This is a genomic window from uncultured Oscillibacter sp. (genome assembly GCF_950073225.1).
Lineage (GTDB): Bacteria > Bacillota > Clostridia > Oscillospirales > Oscillospiraceae > Oscillibacter.
The window spans coordinates 1-21,745 of sequence record NZ_CATMPS010000036.1 but is presented as its reverse complement, the minus strand read 5'-3'; the positions used below and the strand labels follow the sequence as shown (position 1 = coordinate 21,745).

18 protein-coding genes are annotated in these 21,745 nt (G+C 59.4%); 4 read left to right on the top strand and 14 right to left on the bottom strand.

What is annotated here, in order from left to right; all coding sequences use genetic code 11:
- Positions 1 to 1,415 precede the first annotated feature (1,415 nt).
- Positions 1,416 to 2,291: a LysR family transcriptional regulator gene (locus tag Q1M04_RS13620; protein WP_300448257.1), complete on the top strand. Its 876-nt coding sequence runs from the start codon at positions 1,416 to 1,418 to the stop codon at positions 2,289 to 2,291.
- Positions 2,292 to 2,558: 267 nt separating this feature from the next.
- Positions 2,559 to 2,726: a hypothetical protein gene (locus tag Q1M04_RS13615; RefSeq protein WP_300448255.1), complete on the top strand. Its 168-nt coding sequence runs from the start codon at positions 2,559 to 2,561 to the stop codon at positions 2,724 to 2,726.
- A gap of 368 nt (positions 2,727 to 3,094) precedes the next feature.
- On the opposite strand, the gene Q1M04_RS13610 is transcribed toward Q1M04_RS13615, so the two are convergent.
- Entirely contained in the window at positions 3,095 to 3,484 is a 390-nt protein-coding gene (locus Q1M04_RS13610) for a site-specific integrase (protein ID WP_300448252.1), read from the bottom strand.
- A gap of 73 nt (positions 3,485 to 3,557) precedes the next feature.
- Between Q1M04_RS13610 and Q1M04_RS13605 the strand changes: the two genes are divergently transcribed.
- Positions 3,558 to 3,710, top strand: a complete 153-nt coding sequence (locus Q1M04_RS13605) for an RNA polymerase sigma factor (RefSeq protein WP_300448250.1) — start codon at positions 3,558 to 3,560, stop codon at positions 3,708 to 3,710.
- 116 nt (positions 3,711 to 3,826) lie between these two features.
- On the opposite strand, the gene Q1M04_RS13600 is transcribed toward Q1M04_RS13605, so the two are convergent.
- The 10 genes from Q1M04_RS13600 to Q1M04_RS13555 form a co-directional block, all read right to left on the bottom strand.
- On the bottom strand, positions 3,827 to 5,107 hold the full coding sequence (locus tag Q1M04_RS13600; protein ID WP_300448247.1) for a glycoside hydrolase family 1 protein: 1,281 nt from the start codon (positions 5,105 to 5,107) through the stop codon (positions 3,827 to 3,829).
- Between the two features lie 135 nt (positions 5,108 to 5,242).
- Positions 5,243 to 6,433, bottom strand: coding sequence for a sn-glycerol-3-phosphate ABC transporter ATP-binding protein UgpC (gene ugpC / locus Q1M04_RS13595; RefSeq protein ID WP_300448244.1), 1,191 nt, complete (start codon positions 6,431 to 6,433; stop codon positions 5,243 to 5,245).
- 201 nt (positions 6,434 to 6,634) lie between these two features.
- Complete coding sequence (locus Q1M04_RS13590; protein WP_366140832.1) at positions 6,635 to 8,113, bottom strand: fucose isomerase; 1,479 nt, start codon at positions 8,111 to 8,113, stop codon at positions 6,635 to 6,637.
- A gap of 16 nt (positions 8,114 to 8,129) precedes the next feature.
- A complete protein-coding gene (locus Q1M04_RS13585; RefSeq protein WP_204790110.1) occupies positions 8,130 to 8,765 on the bottom strand; it encodes a DUF4867 family protein in 636 nt (211 codons plus the stop codon).
- Between the two features lie 12 nt (positions 8,766 to 8,777).
- The gene (gene xylB / locus Q1M04_RS13580; protein ID WP_295757534.1) at positions 8,778 to 10,253 is read right to left on the bottom strand and encodes a xylulokinase; all 1,476 of its coding nucleotides are present in this window, start codon (positions 10,251 to 10,253) and stop codon (positions 8,778 to 8,780) included.
- Between the two features lie 11 nt (positions 10,254 to 10,264).
- Positions 10,265 to 12,361 (bottom strand): glycoside hydrolase family 3 C-terminal domain-containing protein, encoded by a 2,097-nt coding sequence (locus tag Q1M04_RS13575; protein WP_300448239.1) that lies wholly within the window; start codon positions 12,359 to 12,361, stop codon positions 10,265 to 10,267.
- 19 nt (positions 12,362 to 12,380) lie between these two features.
- Positions 12,381 to 13,052 (bottom strand): YesL family protein, encoded by a 672-nt coding sequence (locus tag Q1M04_RS13570; protein ID WP_300448236.1) that lies wholly within the window; start codon positions 13,050 to 13,052, stop codon positions 12,381 to 12,383.
- A gap of 4 nt (positions 13,053 to 13,056) precedes the next feature.
- Positions 13,057 to 13,905: a carbohydrate ABC transporter permease gene (locus Q1M04_RS13565; protein ID WP_297301749.1), complete on the bottom strand. Its 849-nt coding sequence runs from the start codon at positions 13,903 to 13,905 to the stop codon at positions 13,057 to 13,059.
- A 6-nt stretch (positions 13,906 to 13,911) separates the two neighbouring features.
- Positions 13,912 to 14,826 (bottom strand): sugar ABC transporter permease, encoded by a 915-nt coding sequence (locus tag Q1M04_RS13560; protein WP_300448232.1) that lies wholly within the window; start codon positions 14,824 to 14,826, stop codon positions 13,912 to 13,914.
- 157 nt (positions 14,827 to 14,983) lie between these two features.
- The gene (locus Q1M04_RS13555; RefSeq protein ID WP_300448229.1) at positions 14,984 to 16,393 is read right to left on the bottom strand and encodes an extracellular solute-binding protein; all 1,410 of its coding nucleotides are present in this window, start codon (positions 16,391 to 16,393) and stop codon (positions 14,984 to 14,986) included.
- A 318-nt stretch (positions 16,394 to 16,711) separates the two neighbouring features.
- Here Q1M04_RS13555 and Q1M04_RS13550 point away from each other — a divergent pair, with 318 nt between their 5' ends.
- Positions 16,712 to 17,986 (top strand): ROK family protein, encoded by a 1,275-nt coding sequence (locus Q1M04_RS13550; protein WP_300448226.1) that lies wholly within the window; start codon positions 16,712 to 16,714, stop codon positions 17,984 to 17,986.
- A 225-nt stretch (positions 17,987 to 18,211) separates the two neighbouring features.
- Here the strand turns inward: Q1M04_RS13550 and Q1M04_RS13545 are convergent, their stop codons facing one another.
- From Q1M04_RS13545 to Q1M04_RS13535, 3 genes are all read right to left on the bottom strand, one after another.
- Entirely contained in the window at positions 18,212 to 19,645 is a 1,434-nt protein-coding gene (locus Q1M04_RS13545; RefSeq protein WP_300448223.1) for a site-specific integrase, read from the bottom strand.
- Entirely contained in the window at positions 19,603 to 20,772 is a 1,170-nt protein-coding gene (locus tag Q1M04_RS13540; RefSeq protein ID WP_300448220.1) for a site-specific integrase, read from the bottom strand. The genes Q1M04_RS13545 and Q1M04_RS13540 overlap by 43 nt, the downstream gene beginning before the upstream one ends.
- 129 nt (positions 20,773 to 20,901) lie before the next feature.
- A complete protein-coding gene (locus tag Q1M04_RS13535; protein WP_300448218.1) occupies positions 20,902 to 21,309 on the bottom strand; it encodes a hypothetical protein in 408 nt (135 codons plus the stop codon).
- Positions 21,310 to 21,745 lie beyond the last annotated feature (436 nt).

The window sequence follows — 21,745 nt, the reverse complement described above, 5'->3', positions numbered from 1 at the left end:
TGACGTATTGTTCTGGGTGCTCCCCCATTTCCCGGATCATAGAAAGCAGCATTCCCCGCAAAAATTTTGGTGTATATTTCATGTGCGGCATCCCCCCCGAAAAGCAAGTTTACTTTTCAGGGCTTCGCCGCACATTTTTCCTCCTTTGTCAACCCCTTTTTACATCTTTTTTGACTTTATATTCTCCTTATTCCTAACTTAATGACATTAGTCACAGGCACTGTTGACAGGCTTTCTTTTTCTCTGCGCTATTATGCTGCCTCCACTTTCCCCGTTTTCGGAAAACCCAGCATTTCTCTGCCAAGCCACAGTTGACCCCGCTAAATTCGTTGCCGTTGTGAGCGTTGAGGGCAATAAGACATCAAATCCGAATCTACCCCTGTACTTATGACGTCACATGACCAATTGCACAAAATCCCTAAAAAGATGACGGGAATCCGTCAAAAGCTCTCGTTTTTCGTCTCCCCGGCCCGCACTGCGGGACGGTGTAATCCGGCGTGGCGGTCCAAGACGCCACGCTTTTATCCTGCTATAATTTCGACCGGTGGGTTCAATGCCGCTTTCGGCATATTTTCCTCGATTCCACTTTGAGAAAAAATCCGCCAGCCCTGTAGATTCAAAAATTAATTGCCTGCTCTTTGACGGTACCGATGCAGTTCGCAGACCGTTCAGTAGCACCTTTGCAACTCGCCAACATTGCTCCGCAAAGCTCTGGCACGGTGCCCTACTCCTGAGCAGGGACTCTGGGTGCGTTCTCCTATAAAGCCGCACACAGCGGCTTACAGGCTGGAACACGAGGTGGCCAACCGCATCACAGTTCTGGGATACTACGGGCTACGCAAACAGTTCATATTCACGTATGTGAGGCTAATGTGTGAGAGGAGAACAGCGTGTGATAGTCGACTTTGACGGTTCCTGATAGTTTCACCTGTTGACCTCTATGGCGGTCTACATCTTTTTCTGGGTGTCTTTCTGTGGCTCGCCCGTGAACAACAGTTGGACTTGCTTCCCAATGCCCATATCCCATTCGGTGGTGACACAGACTTCCCAGCAGGTATACTTTTTGTCACCATACATGACGACTTTTGACGGATAGTCCGCACTCCGCTGGCCCCACGTTTCTTTTTTGAAAACTTATTCCTAAAAACTTGTTATTGGATCGTTTTTTTGCTATACTCATTTCCAATAAAACAGGCGTTACATTGATCGCAACCATTTCATGGAACAACAGGTAGTCTGCTTATATTGTCGGCGTTGCTCCAGAGTCTGTAGCGGTACTTTGCACAGGCACCGGAGATCTCTATCCGTCTGTGCTTCGCAGGTGAAGGAATCCGGAGCAGAGCCGGCCAGCCTCTCGCCAAAGACCCGATGACCGGTATCCTGATTCCCATTTTTTGATTAAAGGAGGGAAGCCGATGACAATCAACCAGCTGCAATATTATGTTGAAATTGTCTGCCAGAAGAGCTTTACACGTGCGGCCGAAAGTCTCTTTGTCAGCCAGTCCGCGCTGAGCAAAAGTGTCCGCACGCTGGAACAGGAATTTGAAACGGAGCTGATTGACCACAGCTCCAAAGACTTTCTGCTGACACCTGAGGGAGAGCTCTTCTATGAATACGCCAGGAAGATTCTCGATTTTTTCAATATGCAAACCCGTGAGCTCCACCAGCGCTTACACGATATGGGTGGTTCGCTGAATATCGGCATTCCTCCCACATCTGGCACCGTGTATTTCTATTCCTTGATCCGTGAATACAGAGAACGGTATCCCAATGTGGATCTGAATATTCTGGAGGTTCCCTCCAAAATTCTCCTAAAGGAGATGGACATGAACCGGCTGGATATGGGCGCTGTGCTGGAGCCCTTTTCAAATTCCCAGTATATATCCAAGCCGGTATACCAGGCTGAAATTGTTTTGACCGTATCAAAAACCCACCCTCTCGCGGCCCGGAAATGCGTATCCTTTTCTACGCTGCGGAATGAAAAATTTTTGATGATGTCCTCTGATTTCATTTATCACGACATCATTATCTCACTGTGTAAGGAGGCGGGGTTCACACCGAATATCGCTTTCAAGAGCTCCCAGTGGGATTTGATCTTCGAGATGGCAAATGACAGCCAGGGAATCGCCTTTTTTCCAACACCGCTTCTGGCAAAGCGAAATTGTGCCAACATTCGGCAAATTCACTTGAAAAATCCAGAGGCGCATTGGGTCCTTTCAATTGCCTACCGGAAAGACAAATTTATTACGGAGCCCATGCAGCGGTTTTTGGCGTTGTGCAATGAGACATAAGACAACAGCGGGACAGTCCTAAGGCTGTCCCGCTGTTTGTTTGCGCGAAATGCGTTTATCAATTATAAACAAAGTTTTTCAATTGGCACAATCCATTTTTGCCGCTATTATGAATTGAATTCATGACTGATGAAAAACCGCTATTTTACTTCTGTCCAACATTTCGATAAATTAGATTTAGAAATGGTAGGGGAAATCGTTTTAACTCGCGCAGCCAGACCCCCATTACCAGGTAAGATATAGACCGAGAAGGAGGACTGATACTTTATGAAAACATTTCAGGAGCAGTACCAGGAAAAAAAGATGTCCCCGGAGAAGCTATTGGAGCTGATTCAAGACAACGACTACATCTTTGTTGCCCAGGCGGCGGCGGAGCCGGCTGCGATTCTCTCCCATATGCAGCATCTGAAAAACACCGGCGTCAAGAATGCATGAGAGCGGCGTATTTGCGGCGAATGTGATGCTGAGAGGCAGGGGATAGTAACTGTCCTGAAAATTGGTGCCGACCCATAATCTGACCCAGAACAGGAAATCTCTCTGCGGAATTAAAGGAATGGGTAGCACGAAAGGCGGCTATTATCCTGAGCGAACAGCACTAAACGGGGCAAAAAGCGTTTGCTGTGAACCCTCGGACAAACTACGGACCAGAAGGCCGGGGGGGCGAATCCCTCAGGGCGTACCAAAGCCACGGAAATTCGATGAATTTCCGTGGCTTTGTTCTTGTTTTCTGTGCTTTTTCGGGTGGTTGGATTTTGGGGTTCCGGTTTGACCCAAGCCGCGACCCATATGGGAACTTGGAGCGGTTAGGGCTCGAGAGTACCGGAGAGGAAACTGCCCACAGCATTCGCTGCCTGCTTCTGCATGGAGGTGGTAACATGGGCGTATGTGTCCAAGGTAAAACCCGCCGAGTAGTGTCCCAGCATAGCGGAGAGGGTTTTTACGTCTACGCCATTTTGCAGGGCCAGAACCGAGAATGTATGCCTCAGGTCATGGAATCTGATTCTTTCCAATCCAGCCCGTTTCAGCACCCGCTGGAGCATGTGCAGGACGCTGTCCGGGGACATCAGTCCTCCGTACGGCGGTGGGAATACATACTCGTCTTTCTGCTCCATGCCGTTGAGGACTTTGACGGCATCCGCTCCTATCGCAATATTGCGGTAGGACTTTTTCGTTTTCAGAGGGGCCTCCACCACCTCACCGTTCTGACGGAGAACCTGTCGTCGGACATAAAGGACGCGACCTTTTATACTTGCGATTTACCTCGCCATGCTGGAGGCCAAACAGGGCCAGCGGCGGTTCACGCGGCTCTTTGAGGCTCATGAAAAGAAAATCTACGCGGTGGCCCTCCGGGTCTTGGGAGACCCCAACCGGGCGGAGGACGCCGCCCAGCAGACCTGGCTCCAGCTCATCAAAAATTGAGAACGAGTGTCCGACCTGCCCTGAAGGGAGACGGAAGGCTATGTGGTCACCACAGCCAAGAACTGCGCCCTGGACATTCCTCGCTTGGATCTGTCAGGGGGATTGATACAAGCCTCTCACAAGTCCGCACCGTTGGAGCGAATGACCTCCCGGTACCACCGCCCGCTGTCTTTCAGCATCCGGTCCCCTGTGGCGTAATCCACATAGGCCAGGCCAAAGCGGGGGTCATAGCCCTCAGCCCACTCGAAGTTATCTGTCAGGGACCACTGGAAATACCCCCGGACATCCGTGCCCTGGTCAATGGCGCGCTCCAGCGCCCGGAGATACCGGGTTAGGAAGTCGATCCGCAGAGGATCGTGTACGGCGCCGTCCAGAAAGACCCGGTCCGTACAGGCCAGACCGTTTTCACTGACCACCAGCGGCAGACCGTAGCGCTCCGCTAAAAACCGCGGGCCCCACTCCAGGGCCTCCGGGGTGATGGGCCAGCCCAGGGCGGTCCGGGGGAAGCCCGCCGGGAAGGGAAGCGTCTCCGGCCCGTTTTCTCCCGCGCGGACGGGTGCGCCCTGATAGAGGTTGAGCCCGATGAAGTCCGGCTTCTCGTATCCCTCCCCCAGGCACAGGGGGTCCAGGGCCAGGGTGTGGGAGAAGGTCCTGGGCCCCAGAGGAAGGGCAAAGGTCCCCTGCCGGGCCGCCTCCACGTCTTCGGGAGCCTGACTGGCGGGATAACAGACCGCCCCTGTGGAGGCGACACCCACCAGATTTCCGCCGTCCGCCCGGTGCAGAGCCTTCTGTCCCAGAGAGTGCGCCTGGCAGAAGGTCTCCCAGCAGGCGCTGAGGCTGTCGCCGTCCAGCCGCAGGCCCGGGGCGTGTTCTCCCGTCCCATAGCCCATTCCTATAAAGCACTGGGGCTCGTTAAAAGTGAACCACCGGCGCACCCGGCCCCGGAACAGCTCCGCCATTTTCTCCGCGTAGGCCTCAAAGCGCCGGGCGGTCTCCGGGTTCTGCCAGCCGCCCTGCCGCTGCAATGCCTGGGGAAGGTCCCAATGGAACAAAGTCACCCAGGGCTGGATTCCCTCCTCCAGTAGGCCGTCCACCAACTCACTGTAGTAGTGCAGCCCCGCCTGGTTCCAATGCCCGTCGCCTTTGGGGTCTACCCGGGGCCAGGCAATAGAGAATCGATAAGCCTGGAGGCCCATCTCCTTCATGATGGCGATGTCGTCCCGCCAGCGGTGATAGGCGTCGGCGGCCGTGTCGCCGGTATCGCCCCATTTGACCTTTCCAGGGGTGTGGGAGAAAACGTCCCAAATGCTTTCTCCCCGGCCGTCCTCGCTCACGGCGCCCTCAATCTGATAAGAGGCGGAAGCGGCGCCCCAAATAAAATCCTTTGGAAATCCCATGGATCAAGCTTCTTCTTCGTTATATAGATAAACGCAATTTGCCAGTTCCCCCAGGCGGGCGAGAGCCAGCCTGGGGGAATCATTGACACAGCAGAGTATATCACACCGTCTGTGGGCGGTCAAGCGCCCCTATGGTCAAAACTCCAGGTTCTTTCCGTCCTGGCCGAAGACATGGCACACGTTGCCGCTGAAGGTCAGGTTCATCTGGTCCCCGGCGCGGAAGGAGTCGATGTGGGTTCCCGTGGCGTCCATGGTGGGCACAATCACTACCACGTCCCGGCCCTCGGCATTGGCGTGGAAATGGACCTCGCTGCCCATCATTTCCGAAACCTCCACCTTGGCGGCAAGGGTGTTGCCGGGCTGCTTGGCCAGCACCATGTGGCTGGGCCGGACGCCCAGGGTAATGGCCTGGGCGGATACCTTTTTCGCCGCCAGGTTCTTCTGCTTGTCGCCGGACAGCTCCACCTTGCAGCCGCCTACGCTGACGAAGTATTTGCCGCCCTCGCAGAGGAGCTTGGCGTCGAAGAAGTTCATCTGGGGCATGCCGATGAAGCCCGCCACAAACAGGTTCGCCGGATGGTCGAAGACCTCCTGGGGGGTGCCGATCTGCTGGATGAAGCCGTCCTTCATGATGACGATCCGGTCGCCCAGGGTCATGGCCTCCGTTTGGTCGTGGGTGACATAGATAAAGGTCGTATTGATTTTCTGGCGCAGCTTGATGATCTCGGCGCGCATCTGGTTGCGGAGCTTGGCGTCCAGGTTGGAGAGGGGTTCGTCCATGAGGAGCACCTTGGGCTCCCGGACGATGGCCCGGCCAATGGCCACCCGCTGGCGCTGGCCGCCGGAGAGGGCCTTGGGCTTGCGGTCCAGGTACTGGGTGATGTCCAGGGTCTCCGCCGCCTCCTTGACCCGGCGGTCAATTTCCGCCTTGTCCGTCTTCCGCAGCTTCAGGGGGAAGGCCATGTTCTCGTACACCGTCATGTGGGGATAGAGGGCGTAGCTCTGAAACACCATGGCGATGTCCCGGTTTTTGGGCTCCACGTCGTTCATGAGCTTTCCGTCGATATACAGCTCGCCGCCGGAAATTTCCTCCAGACCCGCCACCATCCGCAGGGTAGTGGACTTGCCGCAGCCGGAGGGGCCGACGAGAACGATAAACTCCTTGTCCTTGATGTCCAGATTGAACTCCTGAACGGCAATGACGCCCTCGGCGGTTACCTGGAGGTTGACTTTCTTCTCGGGGTCCCCGGCCTTCTTCTTGCTTTTTTTCTGTCCGCCGCTGTGGGGATAGATTTTGGTGATGCCCTTCAGATTCAAACTTGCCATAACTCTCGGCCCTGGCGAAGGGGCCTCCGCCGCCTTCGCCTCGCCCCGGTCAGGGGGCTTTACGACAGGTCTCCACACTGCCGCACCGCAGGCCGACGCGGTCTTCCTCCTTTTTTAGGTGCCGGCCGCCGTGGAAGTGGAGCGGCAGACCGGCCCATGGTTTTGATTCACGCGCCCTGACGGGCAATGGAAGCATGACACTTACTGAAATGGGTTCTCCGTGGGATAGGGCAGGCTCTTGGGCTGGTTGTAGGCGATATCCTGAATCCCAAGGAACTTGAACACCTCGAACAGCGCCTTGCCATAGTGCCCGAAGGCCACGGCCCCGTGGTGGGGATAGCGCTTCTGGATGAGCACATGGCGGTAAAACCGGCCCATCTCGGGAATAGCGAACACGCCGATGCCGCCAAAGCTGCCCGTGGCCACCGGCAGCACCTCGCCCTGGGCGATGTAGGACCGGAGCACGCCGTCGCTGTCGCACTGGAGGCGGTAGAAGGTGATATCGCTGGCGGCGATGTCGCCCTCCAGGGTGCCCCGGGTGAAGTCCGGCTCGCCGCCGTTCTCCAGCAGACGGTTCTGAATGAGCTGATACTTGACGGCCCGGTCCGCGCACAGCTTGCAGGCGGGGGTGTTGCCGCAGTGGAAGCCCATGAAGGTATCCGTCAGCCGATAGTCAAACTTACCCTTGATCTGCTCCGCCCACAACTGGGCGGGGACGGAGTTGTTGATGTCCAGCAGAGTCACCGTGTCCCCGGAAACGCACATGCCGATGTACTCACTGAGCGCGCCGTAGATGTCCACCTCACAGGCAACCGGGATGCCCCGGCTCACCAGACGGGAGTTCACATAGCAGGGCTCAAAGCCGAACTGGCTGGGAAACGCGGGCCAGCACTTGTCCGCGAAGGCCACGTACTTCCGGGCCCCCTTATGTTTCTCCGCCCAGTCCAGCAGCGTCAGCTCGAACTGGGCCATCCGCTCGCCCAGATCGGGGTAGTAGCGCCCCTCGCCCATCTCAGCGGCCATTTCCGCGCAGACCGCCGGGATGCGGGGATCACCGGCGTGCTCTTTATAGCTCACCAGCAGGTCCAGCTCGGAGTTCTCCTCCACCTCTACGCCCAGCTCATACAGGCCCTTGATAGGGGCGTTGCAGGCAAAGAAATCCTGAGGCCGGGGGCCGAAGGTGATGATTTTCAGATTGCGCACGCCGATAACGGCCCGGGCGATGGGGACAAATCCGGCGATCATTCCGGCGAGATCCTCCGCCGTGCCCACGGGGTACTCGGGAATATAGCCCTTGAGATGCCGCATCCCCAGGTTATAGGAGCAGTTCAGCATTCCGCAGTAGGCGTCGCCCCGTCCGTTGATCAGGTCCCCGTCCCCCTCGGCGGCGGCCACAAACATGCAGGGGCCGTCAAAATTCCGGGCAATCAGCGTCTCCGGCGTCTCGGGGCCGAAGTTGCCCAAGAACACCACCAGGGCGTTGCAGCCATGGGCTTTCACGTCCTCCACGGCTTTCAGCATTCCCTGCTCGTTTTCCACCGTGACAGGGCACTCGTACAGCCCGCCGGAACAAGCGGCCTTGACGGCGGCCCGGCGCTTCTCGCTCAGGGCGACGGGAAAGCAGTCCCGGGAAACGGCGACGAGGCCCAGCTTTACCTCGGGAATATTGGTCAATTGCATAGAATCTTCCTCCTTTTCAAAGATCGTTTTTGATATCAATGTTCTCACCTATCAGGCCCACCCAGGCCCCCTGTCCGGCCTCGCCGGAGTCCGGGTGCGCCAGCAGCCATTTATTTTTCGCCCACAGGCGGTCATCCTCCGCGTTCAGCGGCGTGAGGACAGGCCTGGCCTCATTGGTGCCCCTGGGCAGCGCCACCGCCACCCGGAAGCCCTTTGCCCCATCCACATGGCAGGGGGCGTAGTGCAGCGTCGTGGCGTAGACCTCCACCACCGCCCCGGCGGGGACCCGGAAGGCCCGGACACAGGCGGTATCCAGCCGGCCGTCCACCAGTTCCTCCTGTTTCGCCAGCAGGAGAATGAAGTCCGACGATCCGATGTTGACCTCGCTGTCCCGGTGGTACTCCAGGCAGTTGAGCTTGGTATTGCGCCCCCAGCACATGCCGATTTGTACCGGCATCCCGCCGTAGGCGTGGTCCTGGAGCCGCCGGAAGATATCGCAGCCTTCCAAGGCGGCGATGGACGGCTCATAGGCCGTGCCCTCCTTCGGCAGGGGGATGGCCTCCATGGCCCAGAGCAGCTTTTCCGTGTCATAGCCGGTGAGCACCTGGCCGTAGGCCCGGAAGGCGGGGCTGTAAACAGATTCAATCTTCATGGGGTTCCTCCTTTAAAGAAGCTGGGGGAACAGCGCCTTGCAGGCGGGGTATATTTTTTGGAACTGCCGGTACCGCTCCTCATAGAGGGCGGTCAGCTTCGCCTCCGGCTCCACGGTGCCGGCAACGCGCACCAGTGCGTCCGCCGCCGCCTGGACGGAGGGGAACCGCCCCGCCGCCACCATGGCCAGCATGGCCCCGCCGTAGCCGGGTCCCTGCTCTGTGGCCACGATGTCCAGGGGGATGCCCAGGACATTGGCCATGATGGTCCGCCAGAGCCCGGACTTGCTGCCCCCGCCGCAGATGTTGGAGCGGGGAATCTCCACGCCCAGGCTCCGGGCCACCTCAAAGCTGTCCCGGATGGCGAAGGCCACGCCCTCCAGCACCGCCTGGAGCAGGTCCGCCCGGGTGGTGTCCATGGTCATGCCAATCAAGCAGCCCCGGGCGCCGGTGTCGTTGATGGGGCTTCGCTCCCCCATGAGGTAGGGGAGGAAAAACACGCGGTTCCGCCCCAGCTTTTCCGGGGTAATCGCCGCCTGTTCCCCGGCGTAGTCCGGGGTCTTTAAAATATCCTCCATCCACCACTTGTTGCAGCTGGCGGCGGAGAGCATGCAGCCCATGAGGTGGTATCCGCCGTCGGCGTGGGCGAAGGAGTGGAGGGCGTTGTTGGGGTCCACGCCGAAGGTTTTGCTGGAGATAAAGATGGTCCCGGAGGTGCCCAGGCTGATGTTGCAGCCCCCGTCACCCACGGTGCCCGTGCCCACGGCGGCGGCGGCGTTGTCCCCCGCCCCGGCGCAGACCACCGTCGTTTCCGCCAGGCCCAGGGCCCTCGCCATGTCCGGCTTGAGGGTGCCCACGGCCTCATAGCTCTCGAAGGCCTTCGCCATCTGGGACTCCCGCAGGCCGCACAGCTCCAGCATCTCCGGGCTCCAGCACTTGTGCTCCACGTCGAAGAGGAGCATCCCCGAGGCGTCGGAGACATCGGTGCAGTGAACTCCGGTGAGGCAGTAGTTGATGTAGTCCTTGGGCAGCATCACCTTGTCGATTCTGGCGAACAGCTCCGGCTCGTTCTTCCGCATCCAGAGGAGCTTAGGGGCCGTGAAGCCCGCGAAGGCGATGTTGGCGGTATACCGGCTGATTTTTTCCCGGCCCACGATCTTGTTGAGGTAGTCCACCTCCTGAGCGGTGCGGCCGTCGTTCCAGAGAATGGCGGGGCGGAGGACCCGGTCCTCCCCGTCCAGGGCCACCAGCCCGTGCATCTGCCCGCCGCAGCCGATGGCCGCAATCCGGGTCTTATCGCAGTCCGCCGTCAACTCCCGGATGCCAGTCACCACCGCTTCCAGCCAGTCCGCCGGGTTCTGCTCGGACCAGCCAGGCTTGGGAAAAGACAGCGGGTATTCCCGGGAGACGATGTTTTGGATTTGTCCCTCCTCGTCCATCAGCAGCAGCTTGACGGCGGAGGTGCCCAGGTCGATTCCAATATACAGCATGTCGTTTCTCCTTATGTCCGGCGGATAGAAGTGCTGACTGCGGTCTTTCCCGTCAGCCGGGCGGTGCGGGCGTCCGGCTGGCCCAGGCCCGCGTACAGGGTCCAGGCCCCGCTGCCGGGAATCCGCTCTCCGGCGGCGTTGACCACGGTGAAGGCCGAGGGCTCTATGGGAATGTCCACTGTCCTCGTCTCCCCCGCCCCCAGCTCGATCCGCCGGAAGCCGCAGAGGATGGGATTGGGCGGCGCGTCGGGGGACGCCTCGTCCTTCAAATAGAGCTGTACCACCTCCTGGGCGGCCCGCCCGCCCCGGTTCTCCACTGTGACCCGGGCGGAGGCCTCCCCGGCGGTGACGGCGGTGACCGCCGCGTTGCCGTAGGTCAGGCCGTAGCCGAAGGGATACAGGGGCTCGCCCCGGTAGTAGCGGTAGGTCCGGTTGGTCATGGCGTAGTCGGTAAAGGCGGGCAGCTCCTCCAGGGCCCCGTCCCGATAGAAGGTCACGGGCAGCTTGCCGGAGGGAGACGCTTTGCCGAAAATCAGGTCCGCAATGGCCCGGCCTCCCCCGGCACCGGGATACCAGCCCAGGAGAATGGCGTCCGCTTGGGTCTCGGCCTCGCTGAGGTCGATGGCGCTTCCCGCCAAAAGGACCACCAGCGTGGGCTTCCCCGCCGCCAGCACATGCCGCAGCAGCATCCGCTGGGGCGAAGGCAGGAGCAGGTCTTCCTTGTCACCGGAACCGGCGGCGTTGCCCTCGTCGGGCTGTTCGCCCTCCAGAGTCTCGTCCAGGCCCAGGACCAGGACCACCACGTCGCTGTGCTTCACCACCGCCATGGCCTCCGCCATGCGGTCGCTGGCCTGTGCCAGGGGCTCCACCCGGTCCCGCCAGAGGTGGCAGCCCTCGGCGTACAGCACCCGGCCGCGGCCTTCCATGGCGTCCTGGATGCCCTCCAAGACGGTGACATAGCGGGAGGCGGTGCCGTGGTAGTTCCCCACCAGAGCCGCCCGGCTGTTGGCGTTGGGACCGATGACCCCGACGGTGCCCACGGTCTCCGGGTTCAGGGGCAAAAGCCCGTTGTTTTTCAGCAGCACGCAGGACTCCAGGGCAGCCTTGTGGGCCAGGGCCAAATGCTCCGGGCACTCCACCGCCTCATAGGGGATGGAGTCGTACTCGCTCCCCTCCCCCAGGACGCCCAGGAGATACCGGGTGGTAAAGAGCCGCTCGGCGGCAATTGTAATATCCTCCTCGGAGATCAGCCCCTCCCGCAGGGCCAGGAGCAAACAGCGGTAGCAGTCGCCGCAGTTCAGGTCACAGCCGTTTTTCAGCGCCAGGGCCACGGACTGGGCGGTGTTCTCCGTGACCATGTGCCCGGTGTGGAAATCCCGGATGGCCCAGCAGTCGGAGACCACATGGCCCTGGAAGCCCCAGCGGCCCCGGAGAATGTCTTTCAGCAGCGTCTCGCTGCCGCAGCAGGGCTCGCCGTTGGTACGGTTGTAGGCCCCCATGACGGCCTCCACCCCGGCGTCCTTGACGCAGGCCTCGAAGGCGGGGAGGTAGGTTTCCTCCATGTCCTTGGGGGAGGCCACGGCGTTAAACTTGTGCCGCAGGCTCTCCGGCCCGCTGTGGACGGCGAAATGCTTGGCGCAGGCGGCGGCTTTCATAGTCTCGCCGCTGCCCTGGAGGCCCCGGACGTAGGCTTTGCCCAGTTGGGCGGTGAGGAAGGGGTCCTCGCCGTAAGTCTCGTGCCCCCGGCCCCAGCGGGGGTCCCGGAAGATGTTGACGTTGGGGGACCAGAAGGTCAGGCCCTTGTAAATGTCCCGGTCGTCCTGGGCGGAGAGGGCGTTGTACTTGGCCCGGCCCTCGGTGGCGGCCACGTCCCCCAGCTTTTCCAGCAGCTCCTCGTCGAACATGGCTGCCAGGCCGATGGCCTGGGGGAAGCTGGTGGCGGTGCCCGCCCGGGCCACACCGTGAAGGGCCTCGTTCCACCAGTTGTAGGCGGGGACCCCCAGGCGGGGAATAGGCGGCGCACTATAGCTCAGCTGGCCGGCCTTTTCCTCCAGGCTCATCTGCGCCACCAGAGCCTCGGCCCGCCGACGCGCGGTTTCTCGATCCATAAGCAATTCTCCTTTGGGTTCAGTTTGGTTCTCCGTCCTCCGCCGGGAGCACCCGGCGGAAGATTCTCCACAGCACCCGGGAGGCCAGCCACGCCGGGCCGGAGGCCCCCGCGATGAAATACACAAAGCCCAGCATCCGCATGATCACCGGGGGCAGAAACAGCGGGACGGCGACGGGCAAAAGGGCGATCAGCCACAGCAGCAGCGTCCGCCCCGGGGAGCAGAAAGCCAGGGCAAAGGCGTTCTTCACCTGCCCTTTCCAGGTGTTCTGGAACCTGGCCTGGAGAGGGAACACATAGCACAGCAGGGTCAGGGCAATCACCGCCACGATGGTGGCGACGGTCAGGAACAGCACCCGGAGGGCCCCCTCCTGCCGGAGGGCAAAAAAGGCGTCCCCCGCCGCCACAGCCCCCAGGGCCAGCACCAGCAGGCCCAGGGCCGCGCCCCGCTTGAAGTTGGCCCGGAAGGCGTCCAGGAAGCCCCGCAGGGTGCGGACCTCCTCCCCCCGGGCCAGCTTCAAGGTGACATAGTACAGCGCGCACAGGGCGGGCCCGGCGGTAACCACCGGCAGGGCGCAGAGGACGCAGAGCCAGTTGAGGACGATCAGGTCCCCCAGGGTGCGGAGGACCTGGCCCAGGGAGGCCCGGAGGGGGCTTCCCTCCTCCGGCCCGGCCTTACGCGTGTCCGCCATAGGCTCAGCCCTTCACGCCGCCCAGGGCCACGCCGGCGATGATGTACTTGGACAGGGCGAAGTACACGATAAACAGGGGCAGGATTGTCAGGGTCAGGCCCAAATAGATCGCGCCGTGCTCCGTCTTATAAATATCGCCCCGAAGGAGGCCCACCATAATCGGCATGGTGTATTTACTGTTGTCCGTCAGCAGGATGGTGGGCAGGAAGAGGCTGTTCCAGCTGGAGACGAAGCAGAAGATGGCCTGGGTGGCCATGGCCGGCTTCATGATGGGCAGCGCGATGCGGTTGAAGGTGTTGAATTCCCCGGAGCCGTCGATCCGGGCCGAGTCCAGCAGCTCCAGAGGCAAAGAGGACAGCATGAACTGCCGCATGAAGAACACCGTGGCCGGAGCGGCAATGGAGGGGAGGATCAGCGCCAGGAAGTTGTTGGTCATGTGGATCTGGTACATGAACTGGTAGAAGCCGATGCTGGTGACCTGGGCGGGGATCATCATCACGCACATGATGACGGTGAAAAAGGTCTTGCGCCCCTTCCACTGGTAGGCTACCAGGGCATAGGCAGTGAGGGCGGAGAAATACACCGTGCAGGCCGTGGAGCCCACGGAAATGATCATGGAGTTTATGAAGCCCCGGATGGGATTGAAGGTCTTGCCCAGCAGCACGCTCAGGTTGCTCATCAGGTAGGTGGAGGGCACCAGGGAAATGGCGTGCTGCTGAATCTCATAGGTGCTGCGGGTGGAGTTGATCAGCATGATGATAAAGGGCATCAGGCTGAGGATGGTCAGCAGGACGCACACGGTATAGGCCACGATCTTGAAGGCCCTTCCGTTGGAGTGCTTCGCGTGTTTCATATCCGGTTACCTCCCCTCGTCCTTGTCCCGCATCAGCAGGAAAATCACGCCGGAAAACACCGCGATGATGAGGAACATAATCATGCTGGCCGCGGCGGCCCGGTTGTAGAGATAGCTCCCGCTGAACGCCTGGTTGTAGATAAACACGCTGGTGGTCAGGGTCGCGTTGTCCGGCCCGCCCAGCAGGAACAGCTTGGGAATGTCGTACATGTTCAGTCCGCCGATCATGCTGGTGATCAGGGTGTAGAGCAGGATGGTTTTCAGGTTGGGAATGGTGATCTGGAAGAACAGCTGCACGTCGTTGGCCCCGTCGATCTCCGCCGCCTCGTAAATCTCGGGGCTGATGCCCAGGACGCCGGAGATCAGGATAATCATGGTGTAGCCGTACCACATCCAGAACTGGATAAAGGCCACGATGAGCTGGGCCGCCGTCGCATTGATGGAGAAGTTGAAGGGCGTGCTCAGTACTCCCGTGGTCAAAAGAAGATCGTTTACCGGGCCGGTGGGATAGCCGAAGAGGGCGTTGAACAAAATGGCCACGGAGGCCGCCGTGATGATGTTGGGCATATAGAAAACGACCTTGAAGAAGCCCTGACCGGCCAGCTTGTGGCGGTGGCTGGTGAACCAGGCCGTCAGCAGCAGGGCCAAGGTAATCTGGGGGATAAAATTCATAATCCAGAGCTTCACGGTGTTGCCCAGGGATTTAATAAAAGAGGGGTTCTGAAGGACGCTGACAAAGTTCTTGAACGGCTCGTCCGTCAGGAAGTGCCAGGTCGTGTTTCCCAGGCCCTTGCAGTCCGTGAAGCCCAGGAGGGCGGTGTAAATGGTGGGATACAGGGAGAAGACGCAGAAGGCCACGATGAAGGGCAGGCTGAACAAATAGCCGTACCTCGCGTAGCTGAAGCCTTTTCGCTGCTTCATGAAATCTCAGCTCCTTGAAATCAGATTGGCCGGGCATGGCCGGGGAGGAAGAACGGAGCGAAAGGGGCCCGTTCCGGGCCCCTTTCGCCTGGAAGCAGTCTCTCATCATCTCGGAGCCCGCCCCGAGATGGTCTGGGCCACCGGCCCAGAAATCGGCTTAGCCCAGATCCACCGTCACGTCCAGGTTGTCGGCCACGTCCTGCTTGAAGTCCTTGATGGCCTGATCCCGGGTCTTGGTGCCGGAGGTATACTGCCGGACCTGATCCCGCCACTTGGTGTTGATGGTTTCATCGTACTGGGTCAGGCATTTTCCGTTGGCGTACTGGTTGGCGGGGACAAAGGCGTCGAACATGTTCTGTCCGCCCAGGAAATCCAAGGAGCCGTCGCTCATCTCCATGACCGTGCCGGAGGCCACGCAGTCCTTGGTGCCGCCCTCGCCGTTCAGCGTTCCGTTGGCCCACATGTACTGGAGGCCGGTCTCGGAGCAGTCCAGGGTGATCCAGCGGATAATTTCGCCCACGGCCTCTTTGTTGGCGGAGTTGTTGCTGGCCATCAGCCAGGTGCCGCCCCAGAAGAAGCCCACGGGAGGCGCGCAGACCGCCCAGTCGCCATAGGTTCCCTCGCCCACGGCGGAGCCGCCGCAGTTGGGGGCGATGGTGTAGTTGATGAGCCAGGCGGGGCCGAAGAAGCCGAAGATGCCCTTGTCCCCTTCGCCCTTCATGTCGGCGAACCAGGCGTCCTGCCAGTCCTGGGTGTCATTGTGGTAGTTGTTGTCCTTAAGCTCCTTGGACAGGTCCAGGAACGCCTCCCGTTTGGGGTCGATGTTCAGCTTGCCGTCCACAATCCAGCCCTGCTCAGAGCTGTTTTCCACGGCGTGCCACAGGTCGCCGTCGCTGGAGATGATGCCGTAGCCCTTGCCCTTGAGGGTCTCGGCGGCCTCGTAGAATTTATCCCAGCCATTGGAGCCCGCGCCGATAGCCGCTCCGATGGTGTCGGGATCGTCGGTGCCGAAGACCTCCTTGGCGATGGAGCGGCGGTAGATGAACGCGCCGCCGGTGGCCTGATAGCCCAGGCCCACCACCTTGCCGTCGTCGGGCCGGGTGCCGATGTCCACGGAGTACTGGGCGATGTCGGCGGCCTGGATATCCCCGGCTACGTCAATGCCCAGGTCCTCATAGGGGGCGGCATAGTGGGCGGCGTCGCCCTGGGTGTACTTCATGACGAACGCGGCCTCGGCGCAGTACATATCCGGGGCGTCGGAGCCGCCGCCGGCCAGGGCCTGGTCCAGGGCGGGCTGGTAGGCGCCGTCGGTGGTGGCGATAATGGTGGTTTTGACCTCATACTTTTCGGCAAAGTCCGGGTTATTGGCCAGGAACTTGTCGACCATCTTGGGCACCTCGTCGGTGAAGGCCCAGAGGTTCAGCACGGTCTTGCCGCTGTCGGAGCTCCCGCCGGAGCCGTCGTCACCAGAGCCGGAACCAGAGCCGGAACCGGAGCCGCCGCCGCAGGCGGCCAGGGAGAGCAGCATCACGGCTGCCAGAAGGAGCGCAAAGACTTTCTTTTTCATGTACCTTTTCCTCCAATCAAAAATTTTGGTATGTTAGGCGATTAAATTTACTAACTTAGGTTAAAAAAATTTACCGCCCGACCTTGTTCTTTAGTGTAATAGATGCTTGGCAAAATGTCAACAGAAACCATAGCGGTCCGCCAATTTTTGTGCAGAGCGCCTTGAAGGTGACCATCATTTTGTAAGAGATGATAGTTTTTCCTGGCTCCGCCACTGGAGGGCCCTTTGGTTTGGCAATAAGATAACCTATCTATCCCCGTGTTGAAATTGAAATTAGGCTGTGTTATAATCGAACCAAGTCAACAAGGAGGGGCAACTATGGAGAAGGCGGCTGCCCAGAGAACGAAGGAGCGCGGAGGCGAACCTGTCCCCGCGCTGCCCTCGAATTTAAAGATACAAAACCGGAAAATGGTGCTCTCCTGCTTCCGGGACAACCGGCCCCACTCGGTGGCGGACGTGGTGGCCCGCACCGGCATCAGCAAACTGACGGTGATGAAGGCCATCCAGTTTTTTTGCGGAAAGGGGATTCTGGCCAGCTCCGGCAAAGGGGATTCCACGGAGCTGGGGGGGAAGAAACCGGAGTACTTCCGCTTTTCCTGCGGGAAGTACCTGCTGACTATCCGCATGTGGCCGGAGGACCTGGGCCTGACGCTGTTCGACATGCGCATGAACAAGGTAGACAGCTCCCATCTGGCCTGGATCATCCCGGACACGCCCGAGGAGGCGTTCCGCATCATCGAGAACAGCGCCCTGGCGCTGCTGGCCCGGGCCGGGGTCGACCGGGAGGAGCTGTATGGCGTCAGCCTGTCCTCCTCCGGCATCGTGGACTATGACCATCTGACGCTGAAATACAGCGTCCACACGCCCAACTGGGGGGCGAACGTTCCAATTGGCGATTATCTCCGGGGCATCTTCGGTCCCGGCCCGGCGCTGTCCGAGGAGAACGCCGGAAAATCCATCAGCCGGGCCATACTCAACGAGCAGGAGGACCCAAACCGGTCCATTCTGGTTCTGTTCACCTCCTGGGGACTCTCCGGGGCGCTGATTCAGGACGGGCGCATTCTGAACGGGCGGAACTCCCTGGTGGGCGAGATCGGCCATATGATCCTGGACCAGAACGACCCGGAGCTTTGCAGCTGCGGCAGCCGGGGCTGCGCAGAACGGCTGGTGTCCGTTGCCCGGGTGCGGAAGATGATCGCCGGGGACCCTCCGCCGGAGAGCTCTCCCCTGTCCCGCCTTCCGGCGGAGGCGGTGGAGCTGCGGCACCTCTTCGCCTCCTCCCGGCAGGAGGACGCCTACGCCCGGAAATACGTGGCCTATATGGCGGACCGGTTCGCCGCCCTTTTGCGGAACGTGTCGCTGGTATTCAGCCCGGAGAAGGTAGTCTTCGTGGGGGACTACGCCGTGGCGGACGAGTTTTTTGACCAGAGGATACGCCAGCAGCTCTCCTCGTTCCGCTATCTGTCCCTGAGCCAGCCCATGGAAATTGCCTACAACACCCGGTCCCTGACGGACTTGGACGCCTTGGGCGGCGCGGCGGCGCTCATCGACCACTATCTCTCCCGGCCGGAGCTGTATGAGGAAGCACTCTGACAGCAAAATCCGGCCATGGTCTTTTCTTTGTTTGTACCAGCGCACATGCTGCTCTGAGGATAAGGGCTGATTTATGGCCTTGAAAATCTCCATTATCTGTTTCAGACCTGCCATTCTCGTGACAATTTCTGCTTGCTTTGTACGGCCGGGAACTCCTTGACCACATATTTGCCCACAGACAGAGAAAAACTGGCCCACCGGGGGTGTCCCGGTGGGCCGCAGTTCTCAGCTTGCTCTATTCTCTGCCCTCAGCCGCTCCTTTTCAGCGGCCACCTCCGTTTTCATCTCGGTTATCATTACTGCCAGCAGTTTTTCGCATTCTTCCGCCGTATCAGCGTAGATGTCTCGGGTGCGCTTTGTCCCATCGGGCCAGGTCACCGTGTACCTTCCGTTCCAGCGCCCACTTTTGGTCTGACCCAAGTATCCGCTGCCCCAGTAGCGGCGCTTGCCCCGCTTGGGTTTGAAGTCTGTCAGGGTGCGGCTGGCTACCGCTTGGGGATTCTCTGCGGAAATCTCTACTTTACCAATACCTCGGTCGATTTTAGCGGCGGCCTGCTTCTGCATATCATCAGTGACGTGTGCGTAGAGATTCAGCGTAGTGGCACTGGAGACGTGCCCGATGATGGTGGACAGGGTCTTCACATCCATCCCATGCTCCAGAGCGTTAGTGGCGAATACATGGCGCAGATCGTGGAACCGAACCTTTTTGCATCCAGCATGCGATAGGATTTTACTCAGCCTGTGGCTGGCGGCTGCTGGAGCCAGTGGAGCGTCCTCCTTTTTGGGAGAGGGGAACATCCACCGGGAGGAGACGGTTTTCTTGTACTCCTTTAGCGCCTCGACCACAGGCGGGGGAAGAATCACTGTTCGGATAGATGCCTTGGTCTTTGGCTCCTGGATCAGCAGTTCCTCTTTGGTTCGATAGACCTGCCGCTCAATCCGCAGTTCCCCGGTTTTAAGATTTAGATCATCCCACTGGAGCGCCATCAGTTCTCCCACACGAAGGCCAGTGGTCAACTCTAGAAGGAATACCTCGTAGTAACCTTCATCCTTGGCCTGGATGAGCAGTCTTTGCAACTCCTCCCTGGTGAGCAGCTGCATCTCCTGCCGTCTGATTGGCGGAGCCTTGCATTCCTCAATTGGATTCTTTACGATCAATCGCTCTGCCACAGCTTTTTCCAACGCCCTGCGGCAGAGACTGTGACAGTTGCGCACCATATTGTCCGAGAGACCACCGCCTCTGGTTTCTCTATGCAGCGTACGTCCATCCTTTCGCATCCAGTTGAAGAACCGCTGGAGGTCATTCATCGTTAACCTGCTCAGAGGAACACTACCTAATCTGGGGCAGATGTAGAGCCAGATAAAGTCCTCATAGGATCGCTGGGAACTGGGGCGAAGCATTGGCTTGCTGTAGTTTTCATACCAGAATTCCATCCACTCGCCGAAGGGCATATCCGCCCTGATCTTAACGGCGGTTGCAGGAGTCACGGACTCTTTCAGCGATTCCAGTTTCGCCACGCACTCCGTCTTGGTCATGGCCAGCACATTTTTTGTCTTGGGCAGGCCCTTATCATCGTAGCTAATGACTACCCGGCCCTCCCAGCGCCCATCCTTTCTCAGTCGGATGGTTCCTTCGCCGCTTTTGCGCTTTCTTCCCACGGTCTCAACTCCTCTCCGAAAATGTCTGTCAGAAAATCACCTACAACTTCCGAGGCTCGTTTCTGCATATCGCCGGTGGTGTGGGTGTAGGTGTCCAGCGTGAATGCCGCTCTAGTATGGCCCAGGATGCCGGACAAGGTTTTCACGTCCACGCCCGACGCCAGAGCGTGAGTGGCGAAGGTGTGCCGCAAGTCGTGGAAGCGAATGTTCGGAAGGCCGGCCTGCTTCAGCAGAACCTTCAGCTGTCGGTATGCGGAGCCAGGATTAGTGGGCTGTTCCGGTTTCAGCGGGTTGGGGAATATCCACTCAGTCAGAGCCGATGCTTTCTTCTTACTGAGCAGAGCTGTTGTACTGGCGGGCAGCACGATTTTCCGAGTGCCGGCGTTAGTCTTGGTATCCCCGGCAGTCAGCCCGCCGCCAGTTTCCCGATAGACGGTGCGGCAGACTTTCAGTGTGCCGGTGACCTCATCGAAGTCTTCCCACTTGAGCCCGCAGATCTCACCCCGGCGCAGGCCAGTGGTCAGCTCAGTGTAGAAGAAGTCACACCAGATTTCATCCTCTGCGATGACCTTCATGAACACATCCAGCTGCTCGTCCGTCAGTATCTGCTTTGCCCCATAGCTGAATCTGGGAGCGGTGATTTGCTCGGTCGGGTTGCTGGCGATCAGGTGCGCCTGCTGTGCCGCCTTCAGCGCACCGTGGAGCGTGGTGTGGATGCGGCGTACTGTACCGCTGGCCAGACGATCACTCAGCTTCTCGTAGAACCGTTGCACATCCTTCGGTGTGATCCGGGCCAGCTGCTTATCGCCCAGGGCAGGCCTGATGTGGTTCTCGATGTAGCTGCGGTAGTTCCGCAGCGTGTTGGGCCGCAGTGTATCTGCCGTGCTCCTCAGCCACTGGTCCAGCCACTCCGAGAGCATCATCCTGCTTTGCTCTGTCAGGTCAGCACCCTGGTAGCTGTCGATGTGCTGGCGGAGCTTTGCGGACAGTTCCTTCTGCGTGGGAGCGTAGACGTAGCGGAAGATGGAGTCGCCGTTTTCCTTGTGGCCTACCACGATGCGTCCTTCCCACCGACCGTCGTCCCGCTTGCGAACCATACCGTCGCCGGATGGTCTGCGCTTTGCCATGAGTATCATCTCATTTCTCCGATTCTGCAACACCAACACATACCACACTTCGCGGGGAATAGCTACTACTTTTTTCGAGGACTTTTATTCTTTGTTTTGCGGCGCAGAATTTGAACAGGGTACGGGTGATCACAGACCACCTCTTTGGTAACGGACAGCGTCGTCCAGCGAAATGTTGCCGCTGGTTTTTTTCACGTCTTGGCCGCACCGTCCCCGCAGCGCCTTGAGCTGTTCATCGGGAATCTCCATTCCTGCCGCCAGCACATTCATCATCATGTCCAGATCAACCGCCAGCTTGAAGAGCAGACGACAGACGCGGTTCTCCGTATCCTGAACCGTACCGCGCAGGACGGACGCCAGTGCGGGCGGGAGATAAGCGGTGGTATCCTGACCGGAGACGTAGCCGGCGTAGAACCGGATGGCCTTCTCGATGAACTCGTTTTGTGTACGGTAGTTGTCTCGAGGACACATCTCTTTGACGAGTTGTTGTGTCTCAGGGAGAGATTTGCGGTGAGGACTTGATTTCTCTCTCGGCATGATGCTCCTCCTGAAATTCGCAAATATCCCCGCCTTGACCCGCCGATTTTGCGGCGGCTGTAAGGACAGAGGAAAAACTGACCCCCGACTTGCCCCCAGGGGGTAAAAAATGACCCCCGCACTGACTCCCGTGAAATTCCGGAAAACCACCTGTGACAGCCACCTTGTGAAAAGGCGGAACATGGCGGTTTTCTCTCTGGATTTGCTGATACTGACCACCTGCCACAGCAAAAAGTTGAAATTCCGACCACCTATTGAAAAGCCCCGACCCGCTCTGCGGGGCGGTGTGGCTGGCCGGGGGGCGCGTAAGCGACCCCCGGCCTTTATCCTGCTATAATTTCGACCAGGTCAAAACGTCGCAAGAATATCCACTGGTTATACACCGGCTGATTCAACAGTTTTGGTATCCTCGCCGGGCACGGCGGTGATATACTTT